A 19,557-nucleotide genomic window follows, 5' to 3' on the forward strand; every position below is an offset into this window, starting at 1 on the left:
TCAGGATCTTTCTTCCGGCGTCAGCTCATGGCCAAGGCCCGCGTCGCGCATCAGGCGGCGGGCGGCGGTGATCTGATCGGCAGGGACAAGGATTCGCCGGGGAATCATGGCGAGCGAGCCTTCCAGAATGCTCATGTTGGCATCCGCGACAAAATGCGCGATCCCGGCCTCGTCAAACATCGCTCCCACAGCTGAAATGAGAACCAGATCATTGGTCTTCAGCAGTTCTTCCATGATCCCGGTTTCCCTCTCTGAATAGAGCGCAGTGCAGACATATGGTTTATGCGTCTTTTCCGGTGGTGAACAACACTGTTCACTGCCTTGTCAAACGATTGATCCCTTGCGGGGGGACGCTTGCCGACCTATTGTCCGCCAAAACCAGCCTTGGGAGAGTGTTTTGGCAGCCGTCGCCGCTTCCGCACCCGAATTGAAGAAAGCCAAGCCCGCAATCCAGCCGCTCGTCGATCTGACGGCAGGCGGCATGGGGCAGGTCAACGATCTGATCCTGTCCAAGGCGGGCTCGAATGTCGAGCTTATCCCCGAGATTGCCAAGCACCTGATCGACTCGGGCGGCAAGCGCCTGCGGCCCATGCTGACCCTCGCCATGGCGGACATGTTCGGCTACCGCGGCACGGGCCATGTCATTCTCGCGGCCAGCGTCGAGTTCATGCACACGGCGACGCTGCTGCATGACGATGTGGTGGACGAAAGCGACATGCGCCGGGGCAAGCTGGCGGCGCGCAAGCTCTGGGGCAACCAGGCCAGCGTTCTCGTCGGCGACTATCTGCTCGGCCAGGCCTTCAAGATGATGGTGGACGTGGGCTCGCTGGAGGCCCTGCGCATTCTCGCCGAAGCCTCTGCCATCATCGCCGAGGGCGAGGTGATGCAGCTGGGTGCGGCCAAGGACATTTCCACCAATGAGGCACAGTATCTCAAGGTGATCGAGGCGAAGACCGCTGCGCTCTTTGCGGCTGCTGCCGAAGTCGGGCCTGTGATCGCCGGTGTCGAGGGGGCCCAGCGTGCTGCCGCCCGCCGCTATGGCATGGATCTCGGCCTTGCCTTCCAGCTCGTGGATGATGCGCTGGATTACGGCGGGTCGAGCGCCGACCTAGGCAAGCAGGTCGGCGATGATTTCCGCGAGGGCAAGATCACGCTGCCGGTCGTCGTATCTCTGGAGCGCGGGACGGACAGTGAGCGTGCCTTCTGGAAGCGCTGCCTCGAAGAGGGCGATATCCGCGATGGCGATCTTGAGGAAGCCATTGCGCTGATGCGCCGCCATGGCGCCATCGAGGAAACGATTGTCCGCGCCCGCCAGTATGGCGCCAGCGCCATGGCCGCCCTCGATGAACTGCCGCAGGGCCCGCTGACGGAAGCCCTGCGCGAAGCCGTCGAATTCTGCATCGCCCGGGTGAGTTGAGACTCACCCGGCAAAGGCCGTCATTTCAGCAATATGCTGGTGAACTTTGAAGCCCCGCCCGCCCGCAGATTGATACCGGTGGGCGGGCAGAGCCTTACGACACGCTGACGGCGTAGACGTCTTCCGCAGCAAGCGGCAGCAGGCGGCTGGCCATTTCGGCCTTCAATTCCTCGTGCCGGGCAATCTCGCCGGGTGTCTTGTCTTTCTTGGCGCCCAGGGTGACGAATTCTTCCCTCACATGCCCCGGTCTGATCACGGCCTCTGCCGTCCGCCCGCGATAGCTGAAGCGGAAGACGTAGGGCCCCGGGTGATCGGTGATGACATCCTTGCCGCCAATCGCCTTGTCGACGGTCAGCCGTCCTCCGGTCAGTGCACGGGTCACCATTTCCAGCGCATCGTGCCCACCGGGGCCGGAGAAGGCTGTCACGATCGTGACTTCGCGCCGTTCGAGCGGTGTATCGGAGAGTAGGGGAAACGCTGCCTGCATCGCCTTCAGGGCGTGGGCGACGCCGCCGGGAAAGCCGCCGCCGTGATAGGCGTTGATGGCATCGAAAGTGAAGCCAAGCGGACGGCCGTTGTCCAGAACAGTAATGAAATCAGTCATCTGCAAGGGCTTTCAGGTTGGGAACGAAACGGTCGAGGAAGCTTGTCGTCGCGGGCATGAAATGCGAGCCATGGTGAAACATCGGGTCGAGTGAGGAAAGGATCATCGTTCCGGGCGTCGAGACCTTGTCCTCGTAGAAAATGGCGCGGCCATCACCGTCGCGGGCAAGAACGGTGGCTCCATCCGGCGGCGTGAACCAGCCATGCAGATGCCATGTCACGTCCTTGCTGCCGATCCCGGCCATCAGCGGATGGCTGGCAGCAGCCCCGGTGACGCGCACGCCGAGATCGGCGGCCGGGTCGAGCCACCACCACCAGTTCGTCGGGGTTCCGGTGAAGCTGACATCCGGCAGCCACAGGTCGGACCGGCTCTCGCCAAGCGCAATCACCGTGCCGCCGGCCTCCAGGTGGCGGGCAAGCACGGACTTCTGGGCGATCATCCGCTGCGCTGGCGTGCGGCACGGAACCCAGAGAATATCGCCGGGCTGCAGGACGTCACCGAGTTGCTCGGGCGCGCAGATCACATCGAAGACATCAGTGTAGCGCGCGCCCTCCAGACTGCGGATATGGTAATAGGTGCCACAGGAGGGCGCGACGACGCGCCGCCGTCCGGTCCGGCGCTGATTGCGCATGCCGGTGTAGGTCTCAGGTTCTGCCAGCGGCAGATCGGCCGCGGGTGCGGACGGTGCGGCGGGCCAGGGGTCAATGCAGGCGCCGCCCTGGGTCCAGCCGATGATCCGCCGCATCAACTCGCCCGCGAGGTCCCATTCCAGCCCTATGGAGCCGAGGTCATTTCCGGCGTGGGAGAAGATACGACCGCCTTCCGGCCGCGCCCAGACCCAGTCGACCGGCACGTTTGCCGGGCCCAGCCCGTTAACCGCGACCGCGCCCTCGGGCATCGGATTGCAGCCTCTGCCGTAGAAGCCCGCCACACCCTTGTTGGTCTCAAGCTTCGAGAGCTCGATACCGGAAAACAGCGGATGCTGGTTGACGGACGACAGGTTGAAATCGGCTCGTTTCGGCGCCTCGATTGGCCGGTACTGCGCCATGCCATCCACCAGCGGGCGGAGCATATGGCCGTTGAAGAACCAGCGGCCGCCGGCATTGAGAAAGGCGGCGAGCCCGTCCTTCAACGCCAGCATGGCATTCTGGTCGAGCTGATTGCCGGTGATCAGGCCCTCATGCGCCAGAAGCATGTCCGCAGTCAGCTCCGGCTGCCCGACGATTGTCACCAGGCCTTCGGCTGCGGCCGCCAGCACCGCCTCCGAGGGGGCGTCATAGGCGGATTTCAGATAGATCGTGCTCATGCGGCCTCTATTCCGGCAAAGGCCGGCAGGATTGCCCGCCGCATCTCGCCTGCAGGTCCAGTGATGTCCACCCATCGCATCGCGACACCGTAGAGTTCGGAGAGATTGCCGGGCTCGATCATCTCATCGACGGTGCCATGAATCTCGCGGCCGCCCGGCATCATCAGGAGAACGTCGTCGGCTGCGGCAAGGGCATGGTTCGGGTCGTGGGTGGTAAAGAGGATTGCCTTGTCGCGGCGGAGCCGCAGCGTGTTGAGAAGCTCCAGCGTGCGCGACTGGTTGCCGAGGTCGAGGGCCGAGGTCGGCTCATCGAAAATCAGTGCGGCCGATCCGGTGGCGATGGCGCGGGCGATCAGCACCATCTGCCGCTGGCCGCCGGACATGCGGTCGTAGCGCAGCCCGGCCAGATGGGACGCACCAACCTCGGCCAGTGCTTCTTCCGCTGCTGCGTGATCCTCCGCGGAGGGCTGGCCGAACAGGCCCAGCCGGGCGGCCCGGCCCATGATCACCACCTCAAGGCCGGACAGCTTTGCCTGCGAGGCGCCGTGCTGCGGCACGTAGCCTGCAATTTTCGGTGCGCTGCGGCTGCCTTTTGCCAACGGCTGAAAGCCGAGCATGGCGCGTAAAAGCGTGGTCTTGCCGCGGCCATTGGGGCCGAGGACGGCCATGGAGCGGCCAACGGGCACGTTGAAGGTGATGCCGGAAAACAGCGTGCGGGCGCCGAAGGATACGGACGCATCGTGAAGCCCGATCATGCGCGGTTCGTCTCCCTGAAATGGCGCCGCAGCAGGTAGCCGAACACCGGGGCACCCACCAGAGCGGTCAGGACGCCAAGCGGGATCTCGGCTGCGGTCAGCGTGCGCGCCATGGTGTCAATCAGCGTCAGATAGGCGGCACCGAGCAGCGCCGAGGCCGGGATCAGCGCGCGATGGTCTTCGCCGACCAGGATGCGCGCTGCATGCGGCACGACGAGGCCGATCCAGCCGATGATGCCAGCCACCGCCACCGAGGTGCCGGTCATCAGCGAAATGGCGATGAAGATGTACCAGCGTTCCCGGTCGGGATTGACGCCGAGCGAGCGGGCCTCCTGCTCTTCAAGCGCCAGAAGATTGAGCCGGTAGCGCAACAGCCAGACGGCAGCAAGGCCAAGGCCCATGCCCGGAACGGCAAGCCACAGCCTCGGCCAGGTGGCGGTCGAGAACGACCCCATCAGCCAGTACACGATGGCAGGCAGAGAAGTGTTGGGGTCGGCAACGAACTGCACGATGGACACCAGCGCTGCAAACAGCGCCCCGATGATCATGCCGGCGAGGATCACCGTGATCACCTCGGTGCGGCCGTTGATACGGGCCAGAAGCCCGACCAGAACCAGCGCCGACAGGCCCAGAACGAAGGCCATGCCGAGCAGCACCATGCCGGAATAGCCGAACAGAATGGCAAGTGCGCCGCCGAAGGCCGCGCCCTGGCTGATGCCGAGCACCTGCGGCGAGACCAGAGGATTGCGGAACACGCCTTGCAGTGCCGCACCGCCAACGGCAAGCGCGGCACCCGACAACGCCGCCAGCAGCACGCGCGGCAGACGCACGAGCAGGACGATGCGCTCGTCCATCTCGGCCGGTGCCGCGCCGGGGTTGAGCGCCGCCGCCGCCAGTATCTCGGCAATGCGCGTCAGATCGACGGAAAAGCGTCCGGCGCCGATCGAGAACAGCATGCTGGCGCACAGCGCCAGAACCATGAGCCCGAACGCCCCGATCCGCAGACCGGCCGACCTTCCGCGCCGGTTTTCAGCTGCGGCGATCGTCATCTTACTTCGCCCTGAACTGGGCGTAACCGGCAGCATCGCCCTGCATGCCGATCCACAGGATGCCGTCGATGTCCTCTTCGGTCAGATCGTAGCCGTAGAGCGTCCTGTAAGCCTTCTTCATTTCGCTGCGCAGGTCATACTGGAAGATGTCCGGATGCATCAGATTGCCGAGCCACATCCAGGTCAGCGGGCTTTCCTGGTTTGGCGGATCCCAGCGGTAGCCGCCAAGCGGCATCTTGTAGACGCGCTTTTCCTGAGCGGCCTTTGTCAGCGACAGGATCGGATCCTCATAGACCCGTTCGACGCCAAGCCTTGCCTCGAAGCTGTTCAGGAGAATGACATCGGGGTTCCACTCGGCAATCTGCTCCGGGCTGATCGTCGTGCCCTGGCCTTCGAGATTGGCCGATGCCGAGGCCGCGCCGGTCAGATTGATATAGAAGGCGTTGTAGTTGCCCTTGTCGCCGGAAGCGGTCAGCGTTTCGAGCGCACGGCCGAGATAGAGCACTTTCGGCCGGTTCCCGTCCGGGATGTCCTTCGACTTTGCTGTCATTTCGGCGGCCACCTGATCGCGCCAGCCGTTGATCAGCTCCGCCCGTTCGGGCTTGCCCATCGCGGTTGCCACCATGGCCTGATACTGCTTGGTCTTTTCCTCTGTTCCGTAGGAGATCAGAAGCGCGGTCAGTCCGGCATTGACGATCGGATCGACCAGATCCGGGCCACGGTCTGCCCACTGGATGACCAGATCGGGATTGGTGGCCGCCAGTTCCTCGACGTTCGGAATGAAGTTCGGCGCAGTGATGCCGGAGGGGATGTCCTTGGCTTCGGGGAATATCCTGCCGAGCACACCCTCGACGATCGCCGACTTTGCGGTCGGGTTCATCCCGACCAGCTTCGAGGTTCCGCCATCCATGGCGATGATCGTCGATGCCATCGGGATCGGGATGGATGCGATCCTTTCGGCAGGTTTTGCCAGCACAACCTCACGGTTTTCGTGGTCGGTGATCGTGATCTGATCCGCCATCGAGCTGACCGGCTGGGCCAGAACGAGCGCGAGTGCGACCGGCAGCTTGTTCCATCTGGAAAACATGAAGATCCCCTGAAAGTTTTCTCAGGGATCACATCCTAAATATGAATATAAATGTAAAGATTTTTAATATCCCTGTCATAAATTAGGATGCCCAAGCGTCATGCGATGGCCGGGGTTGATCGCATGACGCCGGCTGCATGCCCAATGTCACGATTGTTTCGGGCGCAAAGAATGCGGGAGTGGCTCACCCGTTGTCCGCTGACGGGACACTTATCCGGCGCTCACTTCGCTGGCTGCAATCCACCAGCCGGGGTGCCGCTGGCGCAGGTCATCTGCCAGTGCGCCCGCTGCCTCCGGCGCGCAGAGGGCAAAGCAGGTGGCGCCGGAGCCGGACATGCGGCAGAACTCTGCTGCCGGGTGAGCTTCCAGCGCAGCCAGCACTTCCGCAATGACCGGTGACAGGCCAATGGCTGCGGCTTGCATGTCGTTGCGGGTCTCCTTCAGCCAGCAGATGAGATTTTTGCGGCTGGAGAATTCCTCAGGCAGTGCGGGCAGGGGCGGATTGTCGCGGCATTCAAGCGCGCGGAACACGGCAGGCGTGCTGACCGCCACGCCCGGATTGACCAGCACCAGGCCGCAGCGGGGCAGGGGGGGCAGCGGAGCAAGGGTTTCGCCGATGCCGGACATGCGGGCCGGCCGCCCGGCGAGGCAAACAGGCACGTCCGCCCCGAGGTCCAGCGTGATGGATTGCAGCGCATCCGAAGGCACCGCGAGGCCTGTGGCCTCCAGGACCAGTCTCAGAGCCGCTGCCGCATCCGCCGACCCGCCACCGATGCCGGAGGCGACCGGCAGATTCTTTTCCAGATGCACGGCAAAGGGTGGCAGAGACTGGCCGGACGCGTTCTGCAGCGCGGCGATGGCGCGCAATACGAGATTGCTGTCCGCCGGGCCGCCGCCTTCCAGCGCGGCGGCAAAGGGGCCGGAGACGGTGAAGGAGGAGCTTGCCGCGGTCCGGAGGCTCAGCTGGTCGCCCGTTTCAGCGAAGATGGTGAAGCTGTCCAGCAGGTGATAGCCGTCTTCCCGCCGCCCCGTAATGTGCAGGGCCAGATTGATCTTGGCTCTGGCAAGGCAGGAAAAAACCGGCGCGGTGTCCGCGCCGGATGATGCTCCGTTCCCCCTCATGGCCGGATCAGCCGCCGTTCTTCGGCGGAGCGCTGGCTTCGACGGCCGCAGGCGTGTCGGGCAGGCCGTTTTCGATCTTGTCGAGGATCTTTACAAGATCTTCCGGCGTGGGGTTGAGGTCGCGGGCATGGTTCCACTGGAACCGGGCCTCGAGACGGCGTCCCACCTTCCAGTAGGCATCGCCCAGATGGTCGTTGATCACCGGATCGGCCGGGCGCAGCTGGACCGCACGCTCCAGTTCCCGCGTGGCTTCCTCGTAGCGGCCGAGCCTGTAATAGGCCCAGCCCAGGCTGTCGACGATATAGCCGTCGCTGGGGCGCAGGCGGACGGCCGTCTGGATCATCTGCATCGCTTCATCGAGCTTCATGCCCTGATCAACGAGCGAATAACCCAGATAATTGAGCACCTGCGGCTGGTCCGGGTAAAGCTCCAGCGCCGTGCGCAGATCGACCTCCGCCTCGTTCCACTTCTTCAGCCGCTCGCGGCAAATGCCGCGGTTGTAATAAAGGCCCCAATGCTCCGGCTGGGGCTTGTCCACCGTGTCGATGCCTTTGGTGTAGACCACCTCGGCCTCTGCAAACATCTCGCGGGAACGCAGCACATTGCCAAGCGCAATGATCGCCTCAAGATCAGCCGGGTCCTTGTCGATGAGGGCCTGCAGATGCTGGCGGGACTCATCCACCTTGTCGAGAGCGTTGAAGTTGAGGCCGATCTGGATCTCCGCGTCCCGCTTCAGCGGTGAACTCTCCGGCACACGCTCCAGGGCGGTGATGGCCCGGTCCGGCGCATTCAGCCGGTTATACAGCCCGCCAAGGGCGAGAGCTGCAAAATCGCCATCTCCGTTGAGATCCAGCGACAGGTTGAGCAGGGCAGCGCCCAGTTCTTCTGCGCCGTCATTGCCGATGGCCGAGCCGAGGCCGCTCAGAAGTTCAGCTATTCCCGTCAGCGGGTCCGCGACAACCGGGCCAAACGTCTCCCCCTTCTCGATCCGCGCGCGGGTTGTGGAGAGGATGGGATGGCTTGGGATCAGCTGATCATACTGGTTGAGGACCGCGAGGGCTTCTTTCTTCTTGCCGGCAGAGGCAAGCAGAATGGCATAGGTATCGGCAACTTTCAGCGCTCCGCGGTCCGCCTCATAGGCTTGCTTGATCCGCGTCAGGGCAATGTCCATACGCCCGGCCTGCTGGGCCATCAGGGCGGCATGGTTGTGCTTGAACACATTGAACCAGTCAGGGCCCTTCAGCGCATCAAGACCTGCAAGCGCCTTTTTCAGGTCGCCCGCTCCAAGGTCGAACCAGGCCTTGGAAACACCGACGGTGAGATCTGCAAGCGGACCGCCGCCATCGCTTTCCAGCGTCTGGGAGGCTTCGCGGAAGCTGCCGTCGCGCGCCAGATCAAGGCTTTTCAGGAGGCTTGCCATGAAGTTGCGGATCTTGAGGGCCTGCATGTCCTCGGCAAGAATGCGTGCATCCTCAAAGTCGCCACTGGCCATGCGCAGCATGAAAGCGCGTTCCACCAGGAGGCCGTTTTCCGGATCGGTGCCGAGCGCCTCTTCAAAAAAGGCGGCAGCCGAGGGAAAATCGTTCCAGCGGGCGGCAAGGCGCGCTGCCAGATAGCTGCCTGCCTGCGTGACGGGAAGATCCTGAGGGGTGCCATATTGCGGCTGTGTTGCTACCGGCTCGCCAGAAGAGGCCTGCACCTGCACCGGGACCATCAGAAGCGCCACGCCAAGCAGCAGGCGGCTGCAGCGGCCCGCGGAAATCTTGCGCTTCTGCGCCGGAACGTCGGTCAACGTCGTCATCTTACCTCTCAGGACCGATGGTATGCGCCATCGTGATTCCATGTGAACCCACATCTTCATGATACGATGGCGGCTTTGTGGCGCCGGGGCAAGCCGGAGCCCCGCCTTTGGTGGTATCACCTGATCACATTTATCACAAAGCTTCGCGATGCCAGCCTGATGATTGTCAGACGTCTTGCCGCATTCGACCTTCGGCCAATTGCCAAGCCCTGTTCAACTGGTGCTTTGCGTTGCGGTGCAAAAAAGCCTTGTGCGCTCCGGTCCGGCATTGCAGGAATAACGGGCGCGAGGTCAGCGTTCAGCTTTCCGCCGGAGGAGGCAGCCCGGTGGCGGGACGCGTAACGGGAGATGCAGCATGACCAAGTGGGTGTATGGCTTCGGCAATGGAACTGCGGAAGGAAATGCGGGTCTGAAGACCCTGCTCGGCGGCAAGGGGGCCAATCTTGCCGAAATGAGCAATCTGGGCCTTCCCGTGCCGCCTGGCTTTACCATCACCACAGAGGTCTGCACCTGGTATTACGACAAGGGCAAGACCTATCCGGACGATCTGGCGCAGCAGGTGGAGCTGGCCCTTGCCGCAGCCGGGGAACTGACCGGCCGCCGCTTCGGCGATGCGCAGAACCCGCTGCTGGTGTCGGTCCGCTCCGGCGCACGAGTGTCCATGCCCGGCATGATGGACACGGTGCTCAACCTCGGTCTCAACGATGTGACGGTCGAAGCCATCGGACGGGCCGCAGGTGACCGCCGCTTTGCCTATGACAGCTACCGCCGCTTCATCCAGATGTACGGCGATGTGGTGATGGGCCTTGATCATCACGCCTTCGAGGAAATCCTCGATGAGGTGAAGGATGAGGCCGGGCACTCGCTGGATACGGATCTGTCCACCGAAGAACTGATCAGCATTGTCGAGCGCTACAAGGCGCTGGTGGAAGACGAGCTGGAGCGGCCGTTCCCGCAGGATCCGATGGATCAGCTGTGGGGGGCGATCGGGGCTGTGTTCGAGTCCTGGATGACCGCCCGCGCCCAGACCTACCGCCGCCTGCATGACATTCCGGCCGACTGGGGCACGGCGGTGAATGTGCAGGCCATGGTTTTCGGCAACATGGGTGAAACCTCCGCCACGGGCGTTGCCTTCACCCGCAATCCGTCCACGGGCGAGAAGGCGCTTTATGGCGAGTTCCTCGTCAATGCGCAGGGTGAGGACGTGGTGGCCGGCATCCGCACGCCCCAGGACATCACCGAGAAGGCAAGGCTTGAGGCAGGGTCCGAACGGCCTTCTCTGGAGGTGCTGATGCCGGAGGCCTTCGCCGAGTTTCAGACCATCTGCGACCGGCTGGAAGCCCATTACCGGGACATGCAGGATCTGGAATTCACCATCGAGCGCGGCAAGCTGTGGATGCTGCAGACCCGTTCGGGCAAGCGCACGGCCAAGGCGGCGCTGAAGATTGCCGTCGACATGGCGGACGAAGGGCTGCTGAGCCGCGAGGAAGCGGTGCTGCGCGTCGAGCCGCAGGCGCTGGACCAGCTGCTGCATCCGGCGATCGATCCGGCGGCAAAGCGCGACATCCTCGTTACCGGTCTTCCGGCATCCCCGGGGGCGGCCAGCGGGGCCATTGTCTTTACCTCGGAAGAGGCCGAAGAGGCCAAGGCTGCCGGCCGCAAGGTCATTCTGGTGCGCGTTGAGACCAGCCCGGAAGACATTCATGGCATGCATGCTGCGGAAGGCATTCTGACCAGCCGGGGCGGCATGACAAGCCACGCGGCGGTGGTAGCGCGCGGCATGGGCAAGCCCTGTGTCTCTGGCGCCGGTGCGCTCCGCATCGATTACCGCAATGGCACCCTCACGGCGGGCGGGCGGTCGCTTGCCAAGGGCGATGTGATCACCATCGACGGATCAACCGGCCAGGTTCTGGTGGGCGAGGTGGCGATGCTGCAGCCCGCGCTTTCCGGTGACTTTGCCACGCTGATGGGCTGGGCCGACGAGGTGCGGCGCATGAAGGTGCGCACCAATGCCGAAACGCCGGCGGATGCACGGGCCGCCCGGCAGTTCGGCGCGGAGGGCATCGGCCTTTGCCGCACCGAGCATATGTTCTTCGATGGCGACCGCATCATTGCCGTGCGCGAGATGATCCTTGCTTCGGCGGAAGAAGGCCGCCGCGCGGCGCTGGGCAAACTGCTGCCGATGCAGCGGGATGACTTCGTGCAGCTGTTCGAGATCATGCATGGCCTGCCGGTGACGATCCGCCTGCTGGATCCGCCGCTGCACGAGTTCCTGCCGAAGTCCGATGAAGAGATTGCGGAAGTCGCCGCTGCCATGGGCATTGACGCGGAGAAGCTGCGCGAACGGGCGCTGGACCTCGAAGAGTTCAACCCAATGCTTGGCCATCGCGGCTGCCGTCTGCTGGTCTCCTATCCGGAGATCGCTGAGATGCAGGCCCGCGCCATCTTCGAGGCGGCTGTCGAGGCAGGCAGGCAGACCGGTGCACCGGTGGTGCCGGAGATCATGGTGCCGCTCGTGGGCCTGAAGGCGGAGCTGGACCTCGTGCGCGGGCGCATCGACGCCATGGCGGAGGCCGTAGCGAAGGAAACCGGCGTTGCCGTGTCCTATCAGGTCGGCACCATGGTGGAACTGCCGCGCGCTGCCCTGCGCGCCGGCGACATTGCCGCCACGGCGGAGTTTTTCTCCTTCGGCACCAATGACCTGACACAGACCACCTTCGGCATTTCCCGTGATGATGCGGCGTCCTTCCTCGGCACCTATCAGCTCAAGGGCATCATCGAGCAGGATCCGTTCGTTTCCATTGACAGGGATGGTGTCGGCGAACTGATCTCCATCGCAGCCGAACGGGGCAGGGCGGTGCGGCCGGACATCAAGCTCGGCATTTGCGGCGAGCACGGCGGTGACCCGGCCTCGATTGCCTTCTGCGAAAGCGTCGGCCTCGACTATGTGTCCTGCTCGCCATTCCGCGTGCCCATTGCCCGGCTTGCGGCGGCGCAGTCCTATCTGCGCCGGACATGAGGCATGGTGGGCAGTGAGGCCATCGCTGCGCTCAGGGCCGGGGGCAAGCTCGCCCTTGCCCGGGCGCTGACCCGGATCGAGACCGGTCACGGGCAGGCGGAGGTGGATGCCTTTCTGGATGCGGCCTGCCGGGAGGGTTCTGGCCATGTGCTGGGTCTGACCGGACCGCCGGGGGCGGGCAAATCGACGCTCACCAACAGCCTGCTGAAGGGGCTGCGGGGCGCGGGCAAGACCACCGGCATCATTGCCGTGGACCCGTCCTCCCGCCGCTCGGGTGGGGCGCTTCTGGGGGACCGGACACGGCTGACGGCTGACCCTGAGGATGCGGGCATCTTCATCCGCTCCATGGCAGCGCGGGACCGGCTGGGCGGGCTTTCGGATCACGCGCTGGCGGCCATTGCCGTCATGCGGGCGGCGCGCGAGGCGGTGATCGTTGAATCCGTCGGCATCGGCCAGTCGGAAGCGGATGTGGCGATCGCGGTCGATACGCTCGTTCTGTGCATCCAGCCGGGCTCCGGCGACAGCCTGCAGTTCATGAAGGCCGGCGTGATGGAGCTGCCCGACATCATCGTGGTGACCAAGGCCGACATGGGCGCCTATGCGGCCCGTGCCGTGGCGGATGTGAAGGGGGCCCTGTCCCTGAGCGACCGGGAGCGCGAGGGCTGGCAGGTGCCGGTGCTGCCGGTCAGTGCGCAGGACGGCAGCGGCCTTGAGGCACTGCACGAGGCGATTGAAGCGCACCGGGTGTTTCTGGAGGCTGGCGGGCTTGCGGCGCGGCGCTTTGCCCAGCGTCAGGAGGCCTGGGTGGCGGACTATCTGAAGACCCGCTATGGTCAGGCCGGAAGCCATCTTCTCGACCCGGCGGCGCTGATCGGCGTGGCGGGTGGCCCCTTTACCGCCATGCGGCTGGCGGACCGCCGTCTGGTGGTCAAGGTGGTGCCGGACGAGGCTGCAACGGAGACCTGACATGACAGAGGCCGGCAGCAGCATTGGCGAAGTCTCGGAACTGACGGGATTTCCGGCCAAGACACTGCGCTATTACGAGGACATCGGGCTGGTGCGCCCGCTGCGGCAGGACAACGGCTACCGTGCCTATTCGCCGGCGGATGTGGAGCGGCTGCAGTTTCTCAAGCGTGCCCGCAGCCTCGGCTTTTCCATCGAGGATTGCCGCAGCCTGCTGGAGCTGCGCCAGAACCCGCACCGGAGCAGCGCCCGTGTGAAGGCTGTGGCCGAGGCGCATCTGGCGGAACTGGAAACCAAGATCCGTCAGCTCATGGATCTGCGCGACGATCTCACCGCGATGGTCGAGGCCTGCCGGGGCGACAGCTGTCCGGACTGCGCCATCATTGACGGGCTGTCAGGGCACTGAACTGACGGCGGATGCTGTTTCCAAGGCTTTCGATGGCTGACGCATCACGCCTTGAAAAGGCTCAAGCGCCGCACGGTCTTACCCGGCGAGGCGGTTGGCCGGGCGCAGGATCATCGGGTCAAGGCTGATGCTCTGGATGAGGGCGGAGACGGTTTCGACCGGGGCAGGGCGGCCGATGTAATAGCCCTGCATGCGCTCGCAGCCGGCGCTGGTGAGGAACTGCACCTGCGGCGCGGTTTCGATGCCCTCGGCCACCACGGTCATGCCGAGGGCCGCGCCCAGATCGATGATGGTGCGCACGATCGCCTGCGCCTGCGGGCTCTCATCCACCGGGGAGATGAAGTCCCGGTCGATCTTCAGAATGTCGAAGGGGAAGCGGCGCAGGTAGCTGAGGCTGGAATAGCCCGAGCCGAAGTCATCCAGCGCGATCTTGAGGCCCAGTTCCTTCAGCCGCTTCATGGCCGTCAGAACGGTGTCGTCCTTGCCGGCGAAGACGGACTCCGTCACCTCGATTTCAAGACGCGAGGGCGCAACGTCAAAGGCGGAGAGGGTCTCGATCACCTGATCGATGAAGCGCGGATGGCGGAACTGGGTCGGTGAAATATTGACCGAAACGGTGATGTCCGGCCAGTTATGGGCATCCCGGCAGGCACGGCGCAGCACCCAAAGCCCCAGGTCGTTGATCAGGCCCGTTTCTTCGGCAATGGGCACGAAGATGGCCGGGCTGATCGGCCCATGGTCCGGCTGGGTCCACCGCACCAGCGTTTCCACAGCGGCAACGCGGCCGGTGCGGCTGTCCAGCTGCGGCTGATAGGCGACCGAAAGCAGGTCATTGTCGATGGCACGGCGCAGGTCGCGGGCGATCTTGTCGCGGGTGTGGACATGCTCTTCCATGGCCGGATCGAAGAAGGACCAGCGGCGGCGGCCATTGGCCTTGGCATCGTAGAGTGCGATGTCCGCCTTGCGCAGCAGTTCTCCTGCGGTGGTGCCGTCCTGCGGGGCAATGGCTGCACCCATGGACAGGCTGACGTAGAGCTCGCTACCGGCAACTCGCAGCGGGCGGCTCAGCTCGTCCTGGATGTGGCTGAGCTGATATTCGATGAGGGAGCGCGAGCGGCAGCCCGACAGGATCATGGCGAATTCATCGCCCGAGATGCGCGCCAGCATGCCCGTGGGCGGCACGATGGTGCGCAGGCGCGCCGTCACCGCCTTGATGACTTCATCGCCGGCCGCATGGCCCAGCGTGTCATTGATGTCCTTGAAGTGATCCAGATCGATGTAGATGACAGCCGTCAGCCCCTTGGCGCTGCGCTCGTCCTGATAGTCCGCAAGAGCCTCCACCAGCATGCGGCTGAAGTAGTCACGGTTCGGCAGACCGGACAGGCTGTCATGTTGGGCGGCGTAGATGGCGCGGGCCTCGCTGTTGGCGAGCTTGCGGGTCGATTGCCTTGCATAGTTCAGCAGAAGGGCGGTCATGGCGGCGATGGCCAGCACGAGCAGAACAAGCACAGGCAGGATGCGCATGAGCATCAGAGAACCGGGACGGGATGAGCGCCAGTTGAGGCGCATCACCGGCTGGCCGGACGGATCCATGACGAGGATTGAGGCCACATCGCTGCGGCTCTGTTGGACCGGCCCTGCTTCAATCCCGGCAATACCTGCCATTCCGGAGAGGCGGCCGAGCACCGAAGGGGTCATGGCGACGAAACTCAGCAGCACGGCCGGCGCATCCCGATCTGCGCCGATGTTGTGGGTCTGCGGAGAGATTGCCGTCACACTGAAGTAATGCGGCCGCCCGCCCGCCAGGACAACACCGTTTTCGAAGATGGTCCGGTGATTGGCCCGGTAGTCCGGCTGAAACCTGTAGGTGCCGGAGGGCGTCTTTTTGAAGCTTGCAATGTAGCTGGCCCTGACCCGGGCCACCGGTCCGCTAAGGGCGTTGAGCAGCGTCTCGTCAAGCCAGTTGGCTGCACCATCATCATCATAGGCGACAATGGCTGACAGATTGCGGTCCAGGATGGCTGTCCTGGTGTGTCCGTGCATTTGAGACAGCGAAATCGCAACCCGGTGCAGCAGCCAGGCGGCTTCTTCCGAGCCGCGCTTTGCCCGGAAATAGGCATCGTCCCAGACCGCGGCGGCTTCCTGCTGGTTGCTCAGCTGGTCCAGCTGCAGCGCCAGCGATCCTTCGATCAGGTTGCGCTCGCTGTCTTCTGCGGCAGTATCGGTCAGGGCCGAAGACCAGATGAGAATTGCGAAAACAAACACGACGGCAAGCAGCATCACGCCAATCACCGGAATGATGATTGTGTTTGCTATCTTTCCTCCCTGCGTCCCTATTCCCTGATCCATGTTGACCCGTCCCCGGCTTCTGAAATTTAGTCTCCGGGAAAAGACTTAAAGAATGGCGGATGGACTTGGTTAAGGTCAGTTCATGAAGAGACAAATTGTAATGCTGCATTGAAGAATGGGCCTGTTGGAGAGGTTCCCCGGCTGTTTTGTTATACCGGCGTGAAGCAATGATTACGTAACGTCATGTTTGGCGTCTAAGCATTTGAAGATTCAGACAGTCTCAGGCACGGCCGGGCCGCCGCAGATGCATTCGGGACCTTTTTCTGGAAGCTGGAACTGGTATTGTGCCGCTGAAACGGGAGATCGCATGGATCAGATTGCGCGAACACGCGGCGGCTGGCCGCAGCATATGGATGAAGATGCCTATGCGGCCGCAATCTTGCGCTGCGCGGACAACATCCTGCCCATGCACATGGGCGAGCGGCTGATCAACAAGATCTTCGGCAAGAGCCTGCAGTCCCATGCGGCGGGCTTGCTGGCGATCCTTCATTGCCGGGCGCAGCTTGGGGAAGGGGAGGCCGCCACGCTGTCCGTCCTGCAGCAGCAGATGGGCCGCAGCCGCACGCTGGCGAGCTTCATTGGCCTGCTGAAGCTGGCCGGTTATGTGCGGGCGGTTGAGGCCTCCGGCAACCGGCGCGAAAAGCGGCTGGAGCCGACGGAGCTGATGCTGAACGGTCTCAAGACCTGGCTGTCCCACCATCTGGCCTGTGCCGAAGTGGCCGGGCTGCCGCTGCCGGGGCCGGACCTTCATCAGCGTCTGCAGACCGATCCCGTCTATGGCCTGCGCCTTGTGGCCGAGACCCATGACATGGTGCGCCTGACCCGGGAATCGCTGGCGGGGGAAGGTGCCTGGCCCTGGTTCGACCGGTTCGACTGCGGCGACCGGCTGGCGCTGATCCTGCTGAAGGCCCATTACGGCGCGCCGGAGCGGGCGCCCTGGCAGCCCTTCGCCGCACGGCAGGCCGCTGCACAGCTGGGCATCTCCCATTCCCATGTGCGCAATGTCATCAACAAGGCGGAGGCCGCCGGATGGCTGGTGCAGCGCCGCGATCAGGGGGAGCTGCAGCTCTCGCCTGCCTTTCTCACCGGCGTGCGCGACTGGTATCTGATGTTCTGGGGCTGGCTGTGCGAAGCCGCGCACCGGGCGCATGAACGTGGAGCCGGTCCAGCCTCAATGTGACAGCCCTCAGATCAGCTGCAGGCCCCGGAAGCTGATTTCCGCGCCGCGCGCCACGATGATGTGGTCATGCACCTCGATGCCCAGAGGCTTGGCGATGTCGATGATCTGCTTCGTCATCTGGATGTCGGCGCGCGAGGGCGTCGGGTCACCGCTCGGGTGATTATGCACCAGAATGATGGCCGTGGCCGAAAGCTCCAGCGCCCGGCGGATCACCTCGCGCGGATAGACCGGCGTATGGTCCACGGTACCGCGCTGTTGCACCTCGTCGGCGATGAGGCCGTTTTTCTTGTCGAGGAACAGGATGCGGAACTCTTCCCGGTCCGCATGGCCGCTGGCGGCGCGCACATAGGTGACGACCTTGGACCAGGAGGACAGCGGTTCGCGGTCGACGATCTCGCCTCTTGCATAGCGGGTGGCACAGGCCTGCAGCAGTTTCAGCGCATCGGCCACCTTCTCCCCGGCGCCCTTGACCTCCTGAATGCGGGCCGGTGAGGCTGCCAGCACATTGGTGAAGGAGCCGAAACGCTGCAGCAGGGCTTTCGCCAGCGGCTTGGTGTCGCCGCGCGGAATGGCGAGAAACAGGCACAGTTCCAGCAGCTCGTAATCGGCAAAGCCATCCGCCCCGTGCTGGCGGAACCGGTCGCGCAGCCGCTCCCGGTGGCCGGTATAATGCGGCGCGGAGGCGCGCTCCGAAAAGCCGCCCTGCGCCTCATCCGTCTTGTCGCCCGTGTCGTCCTTCGGCATGCCGCGTTCCGTGGTCAGAAGAGCTGAAGAGGGGGTATGCGGGAGGTGTGGCTGCTCCGGTCAGTCTATCCTGCTCAGGCGGCCTTGTCGAAGCCGGGCCGGTGCAGGCCCCTGGGCGAGAGCGTGAAGATCTCGCAGCCCGTGTCGGTGATGCCGATTGCATGCTCGAACTGGGCCGAGAGCGAGCGGTCGCGGGTGACGGCGGTCCAGCCGTCGCTCAGCACCTTCACCTGCGGCTTGCCGAGGTTCACCATCGGCTCGATGGTGAAAATCATGCCCGGCTTCAGTTCGATGCCTTCGCCCTTGCGGCCATAGTGCAGGATGTTGGGCGTGTCGTGGAACAGACGGCCGACGCCGTGGCCGCAGAAATCGCGCACCACGGAGCAGCGCTCCTTTTCCACGAAGGTCTGGATGGCATAGCCGATATCGCCCGTGGTGTTGCCGGGGCGGGCAGCCTCAATGCCCAGCAGCAGCGACTCATAGGTCACCTCGATCAGCCGTTCGGCCGAACGCTTCAGCTCGCCCACCGGATACATGCGGCTGCTGTCGCCATACCAGCCATCGACGACGAAGGTCACGTCGATGTTGACGATATCGCCCTCGCGCAGCGGCTTGTCATTGGGGATGCCGTGGCAGACCACATGGTTGATCGAGGTGCAGCTCGCCTTGGTGTAGCCCCGGTAATAGAGCGTTGCCGGCAGCACGCCCTTGTCGCGGCCGAAGCGGTAGACGAAATCATCCAGCTCCTGCGTGGTCACGCCCGGCTTCACCAGATCTGCAAGGCCGTCGAGGCATTCGGCCGTCACCTGGCCGGCCTTGTGCATGGCCTTGAAGTCTTCCGGCGAATAGAGCCGCACCTGGCCGGTGTTTTTGAGCGGGGCGGTGGCTGCGTCGATATAGGTGACCATAGGTTCCGTTCTGATCCGATTCGTCTCCGCCCTGTGCCGCAGGTCAAGGACCCGCTGCGCATGGGACTTGGAGGACTTGGCGCGCAAGGCCGTGGTGCTCTGGCGCGGGGCACCAGACCGGGGCGGCATGCTGCCTGTTGTCATGGGGCTCGCCTGTCTGTTCTGTCGCCTAATATGAGCGGCCCCGGCTTGCAAGGAAAGATGTGTCAGCCCCCGCAGAAGAATTTTCCTGCCGCAGGCTGGGGGAGGTGGGGGAAAAGGGAAGCGGAAGGCCGTTTCAACAGCCGGAGATGAGCCGGAAACCACCCTTGGCCCGGCCAGCACGCAGAACCGCGACCGATCTTGCTCCGGCCCGGCAACGGCCTGCCGCCTGCCCGGCAAGGGCCTGCCGCCTGCCCGGCGAGGGGCTGCATGTCCGCACCAATTTGCACTTGCAGACGGACGCCTCTGCCGCTACCTCATACCCGCGCCGGAGACAGCCTCCCCGGCCACCGGCCAATGCCCTTTTATCGGGGCCTGACGCCGACCGGACAGGACCCGCCAAAGGGCGCGCCTTTGCTCCGGCCCAGACATGCGGACGTGGTGAAACTGGTAGCCACAGCGGACTTAAAATCCGCCGCCCTCAAACGGCTTACGGGTTCGAGTCCCGTCGTCCGCACCAGGCTGCATCAGCCACCATAACTTCCAAATCGTCCCCCAGTTCTCCGCCCGATCCGTTTGCCCACCCGGCCGGCCATTGGCCGCGGGCGTCGGCATATCTGTTCCAAAGGGACCTGAAACCGCGGATGCCGGTTAAGGCGTTGTGGCGCTTGGGCCTTTGGGGGGCTGGAGGCGCCGGCCGTCCGGA

16 protein-coding genes and 1 tRNA gene are annotated in these 19,557 nt (G+C 64.2%); 6 read left to right on the forward strand and 11 right to left on the reverse strand.

The annotated features are described in order from the left end of the window. Complete coding sequence (locus tag IF10I1_RS07840) at positions 1–234, reverse strand: DUF2007 domain-containing protein (protein ID WP_094461948.1); 234 nt, start codon at positions 232–234, stop codon at positions 1–3. 247 nt (positions 235–481) lie between these two features. Between IF10I1_RS07840 and IF10I1_RS07845 the strand changes: the two genes are divergently transcribed. Beyond that, positions 482–1,417, forward strand: coding sequence for a polyprenyl synthetase family protein (locus tag IF10I1_RS07845; protein WP_208977645.1), 936 nt, complete (start codon positions 482–484; stop codon positions 1,415–1,417). 94 nt (positions 1,418–1,511) lie between these two features. Here the strand turns inward: IF10I1_RS07845 and IF10I1_RS07850 are convergent, their stop codons facing one another. The 7 genes from IF10I1_RS07850 to IF10I1_RS07880 all read right to left on the reverse strand — a co-directional run bounded on the left by IF10I1_RS07850 (position 1,512) and on the right by IF10I1_RS07880 (position 9,141). Beyond that, entirely contained in the window at positions 1,512–2,021 is a 510-nt protein-coding gene (locus IF10I1_RS07850) for a hypothetical protein (protein ID WP_186391929.1), read from the reverse strand. Continuing rightward, on the reverse strand, positions 2,014–3,327 hold the full coding sequence (locus tag IF10I1_RS07855) for a hypothetical protein (protein WP_186391928.1): 1,314 nt from the start codon (positions 3,325–3,327) through the stop codon (positions 2,014–2,016). The genes IF10I1_RS07850 and IF10I1_RS07855 overlap by 8 nt, the downstream gene beginning before the upstream one ends. After that, complete coding sequence (locus IF10I1_RS07860) at positions 3,324–4,082, reverse strand: ABC transporter ATP-binding protein (protein ID WP_186391927.1); 759 nt, start codon at positions 4,080–4,082, stop codon at positions 3,324–3,326. The genes IF10I1_RS07855 and IF10I1_RS07860 overlap by 4 nt, the downstream gene beginning before the upstream one ends. Further along, a complete protein-coding gene (locus tag IF10I1_RS07865; RefSeq protein ID WP_186391926.1) occupies positions 4,079–5,131 on the reverse strand; it encodes an iron ABC transporter permease in 1,053 nt (350 codons plus the stop codon). The genes IF10I1_RS07860 and IF10I1_RS07865 overlap by 4 nt, the downstream gene beginning before the upstream one ends. Position 5,132: 1 nt before the next feature. Continuing rightward, positions 5,133–6,218 (reverse strand): ABC transporter substrate-binding protein, encoded by a 1,086-nt coding sequence (locus IF10I1_RS07870; RefSeq protein WP_186391925.1) that lies wholly within the window; start codon positions 6,216–6,218, stop codon positions 5,133–5,135. Between the two features lie 210 nt (positions 6,219–6,428). Next, positions 6,429–7,340 (reverse strand): 4-(cytidine 5'-diphospho)-2-C-methyl-D-erythritol kinase, encoded by a 912-nt coding sequence (locus IF10I1_RS07875; RefSeq protein WP_186391924.1) that lies wholly within the window; start codon positions 7,338–7,340, stop codon positions 6,429–6,431. Between the two features lie 7 nt (positions 7,341–7,347). Further along, positions 7,348–9,141 carry a tetratricopeptide repeat protein gene (locus IF10I1_RS07880; protein ID WP_094461943.1) on the reverse strand — a complete coding sequence of 598 codons (1,794 nt, stop codon included), beginning with the start codon at positions 9,139–9,141 and terminating at the stop codon, positions 7,348–7,350. Between the two features lie 355 nt (positions 9,142–9,496). Between IF10I1_RS07880 and ppdK the strand changes: the two genes are divergently transcribed. Genes ppdK through cueR form a run of 3 tightly spaced genes read left to right on the forward strand, consistent with a single transcriptional unit; the run spans position 9,497 to position 13,529 of the window. Further along, on the forward strand, positions 9,497–12,160 hold the full coding sequence (ppdK, locus tag IF10I1_RS07885; RefSeq protein WP_123194601.1) for a pyruvate, phosphate dikinase: 2,664 nt from the start codon (positions 9,497–9,499) through the stop codon (positions 12,158–12,160). A gap of 3 nt (positions 12,161–12,163) precedes the next feature. Next, positions 12,164–13,126 carry an ArgK/MeaB family GTPase gene (locus tag IF10I1_RS07890; RefSeq protein WP_186391923.1) on the forward strand — a complete coding sequence of 321 codons (963 nt, stop codon included), beginning with the start codon at positions 12,164–12,166 and terminating at the stop codon, positions 13,124–13,126. A gap of 1 nt (position 13,127) precedes the next feature. Further along, entirely contained in the window at positions 13,128–13,529 is a 402-nt protein-coding gene (cueR, locus tag IF10I1_RS07895; protein ID WP_050472705.1) for a Cu(I)-responsive transcriptional regulator, read from the forward strand. A gap of 78 nt (positions 13,530–13,607) precedes the next feature. On the opposite strand, the gene IF10I1_RS07900 is transcribed toward cueR, so the two are convergent. Next, positions 13,608–15,809, reverse strand: a complete 2,202-nt coding sequence (locus tag IF10I1_RS07900; protein ID WP_208994263.1) for a bifunctional diguanylate cyclase/phosphodiesterase — start codon at positions 15,807–15,809, stop codon at positions 13,608–13,610. Between the two features lie 376 nt (positions 15,810–16,185). On the opposite strand from IF10I1_RS07900, the gene IF10I1_RS07905 reads away from it, so the two are divergent. After that, a complete protein-coding gene (locus tag IF10I1_RS07905; protein WP_186391921.1) occupies positions 16,186–17,058 on the forward strand; it encodes a hypothetical protein in 873 nt (290 codons plus the stop codon). A gap of 6 nt (positions 17,059–17,064) precedes the next feature. Here the strand turns inward: IF10I1_RS07905 and radC are convergent, their stop codons facing one another. Together radC and map are read right to left on the reverse strand one after the other, a co-directional pair. Beyond that, complete coding sequence (radC, locus tag IF10I1_RS07910) at positions 17,065–17,802, reverse strand: DNA repair protein RadC (RefSeq protein ID WP_122520350.1); 738 nt, start codon at positions 17,800–17,802, stop codon at positions 17,065–17,067. A gap of 74 nt (positions 17,803–17,876) precedes the next feature. Further along, entirely contained in the window at positions 17,877–18,710 is an 834-nt protein-coding gene (map, locus tag IF10I1_RS07915) for a type I methionyl aminopeptidase (protein WP_050472709.1), read from the reverse strand. Between the two features lie 573 nt (positions 18,711–19,283). On the opposite strand from map, the gene IF10I1_RS07920 reads away from it, so the two are divergent. Next, positions 19,284–19,371: transfer RNA gene (locus tag IF10I1_RS07920), tRNA-Leu, on the forward strand. The last annotated feature ends 186 nt before the right edge of the window (positions 19,372–19,557 follow it).

It is taken from the genome of Pannonibacter sp. I15F10I1, assembly GCF_900185665.1.
Taxonomy (GTDB): Bacteria; Pseudomonadota; Alphaproteobacteria; order Rhizobiales; family Stappiaceae; genus Pannonibacter; species Pannonibacter indicus.

What these genes read in the sequence shown, in the direction of transcription:
- cueR (WP_050472705.1), top strand. Translation starts at nt 13,128, where the DNA reads ATGACAGAGGCCGGCAGCAGCATTGGCGAAGTCTCGGAACTGACGGGA.
- IF10I1_RS07880 (WP_094461943.1), bottom strand. Translation starts at nt 9,141, where the DNA reads ATGACGACGTTGACCGACGTTCCGGCGCAGAAGCGCAAGATTTCCGCG.
- IF10I1_RS07905 (WP_186391921.1), top strand. Translation starts at nt 16,186, where the DNA reads ATGGATCAGATTGCGCGAACACGCGGCGGCTGGCCGCAGCATATGGAT.
- radC (WP_122520350.1), bottom strand. Translation starts at nt 17,802, where the DNA reads ATGCCGAAGGACGACACGGGCGACAAGACGGATGAGGCGCAGGGCGGC.
- IF10I1_RS07850 (WP_186391929.1), bottom strand. Translation starts at nt 2,021, where the DNA reads ATGACTGATTTCATTACTGTTCTGGACAACGGCCGTCCGCTTGGCTTC.
- IF10I1_RS07890 (WP_186391923.1), top strand. Translation starts at nt 12,164, where the DNA reads ATGGTGGGCAGTGAGGCCATCGCTGCGCTCAGGGCCGGGGGCAAGCTC.
- IF10I1_RS07870 (WP_186391925.1), bottom strand. Translation starts at nt 6,218, where the DNA reads ATGTTTTCCAGATGGAACAAGCTGCCGGTCGCACTCGCGCTCGTTCTG.
- IF10I1_RS07875 (WP_186391924.1), bottom strand. Translation starts at nt 7,340, where the DNA reads ATGAGGGGGAACGGAGCATCATCCGGCGCGGACACCGCGCCGGTTTTT.
- ppdK (WP_123194601.1), top strand. Translation starts at nt 9,497, where the DNA reads ATGACCAAGTGGGTGTATGGCTTCGGCAATGGAACTGCGGAAGGAAAT.
- IF10I1_RS07860 (WP_186391927.1), bottom strand. Translation starts at nt 4,082, where the DNA reads ATGATCGGGCTTCACGATGCGTCCGTATCCTTCGGCGCCCGCACGCTG.
- IF10I1_RS07855 (WP_186391928.1), bottom strand. Translation starts at nt 3,327, where the DNA reads ATGAGCACGATCTATCTGAAATCCGCCTATGACGCCCCCTCGGAGGCG.
- map (WP_050472709.1), bottom strand. Translation starts at nt 18,710, where the DNA reads ATGGTCACCTATATCGACGCAGCCACCGCCCCGCTCAAAAACACCGGC.
- IF10I1_RS07900 (WP_208994263.1), bottom strand. Translation starts at nt 15,809, where the DNA reads ATGCTGCTTGCCGTCGTGTTTGTTTTCGCAATTCTCATCTGGTCTTCG.
- IF10I1_RS07845 (WP_208977645.1), top strand. Translation starts at nt 482, where the DNA reads ATGGGGCAGGTCAACGATCTGATCCTGTCCAAGGCGGGCTCGAATGTC.
- IF10I1_RS07840 (WP_094461948.1), bottom strand. Translation starts at nt 234, where the DNA reads ATGGAAGAACTGCTGAAGACCAATGATCTGGTTCTCATTTCAGCTGTG.
- IF10I1_RS07865 (WP_186391926.1), bottom strand. Translation starts at nt 5,131, where the DNA reads ATGACGATCGCCGCAGCTGAAAACCGGCGCGGAAGGTCGGCCGGTCTG.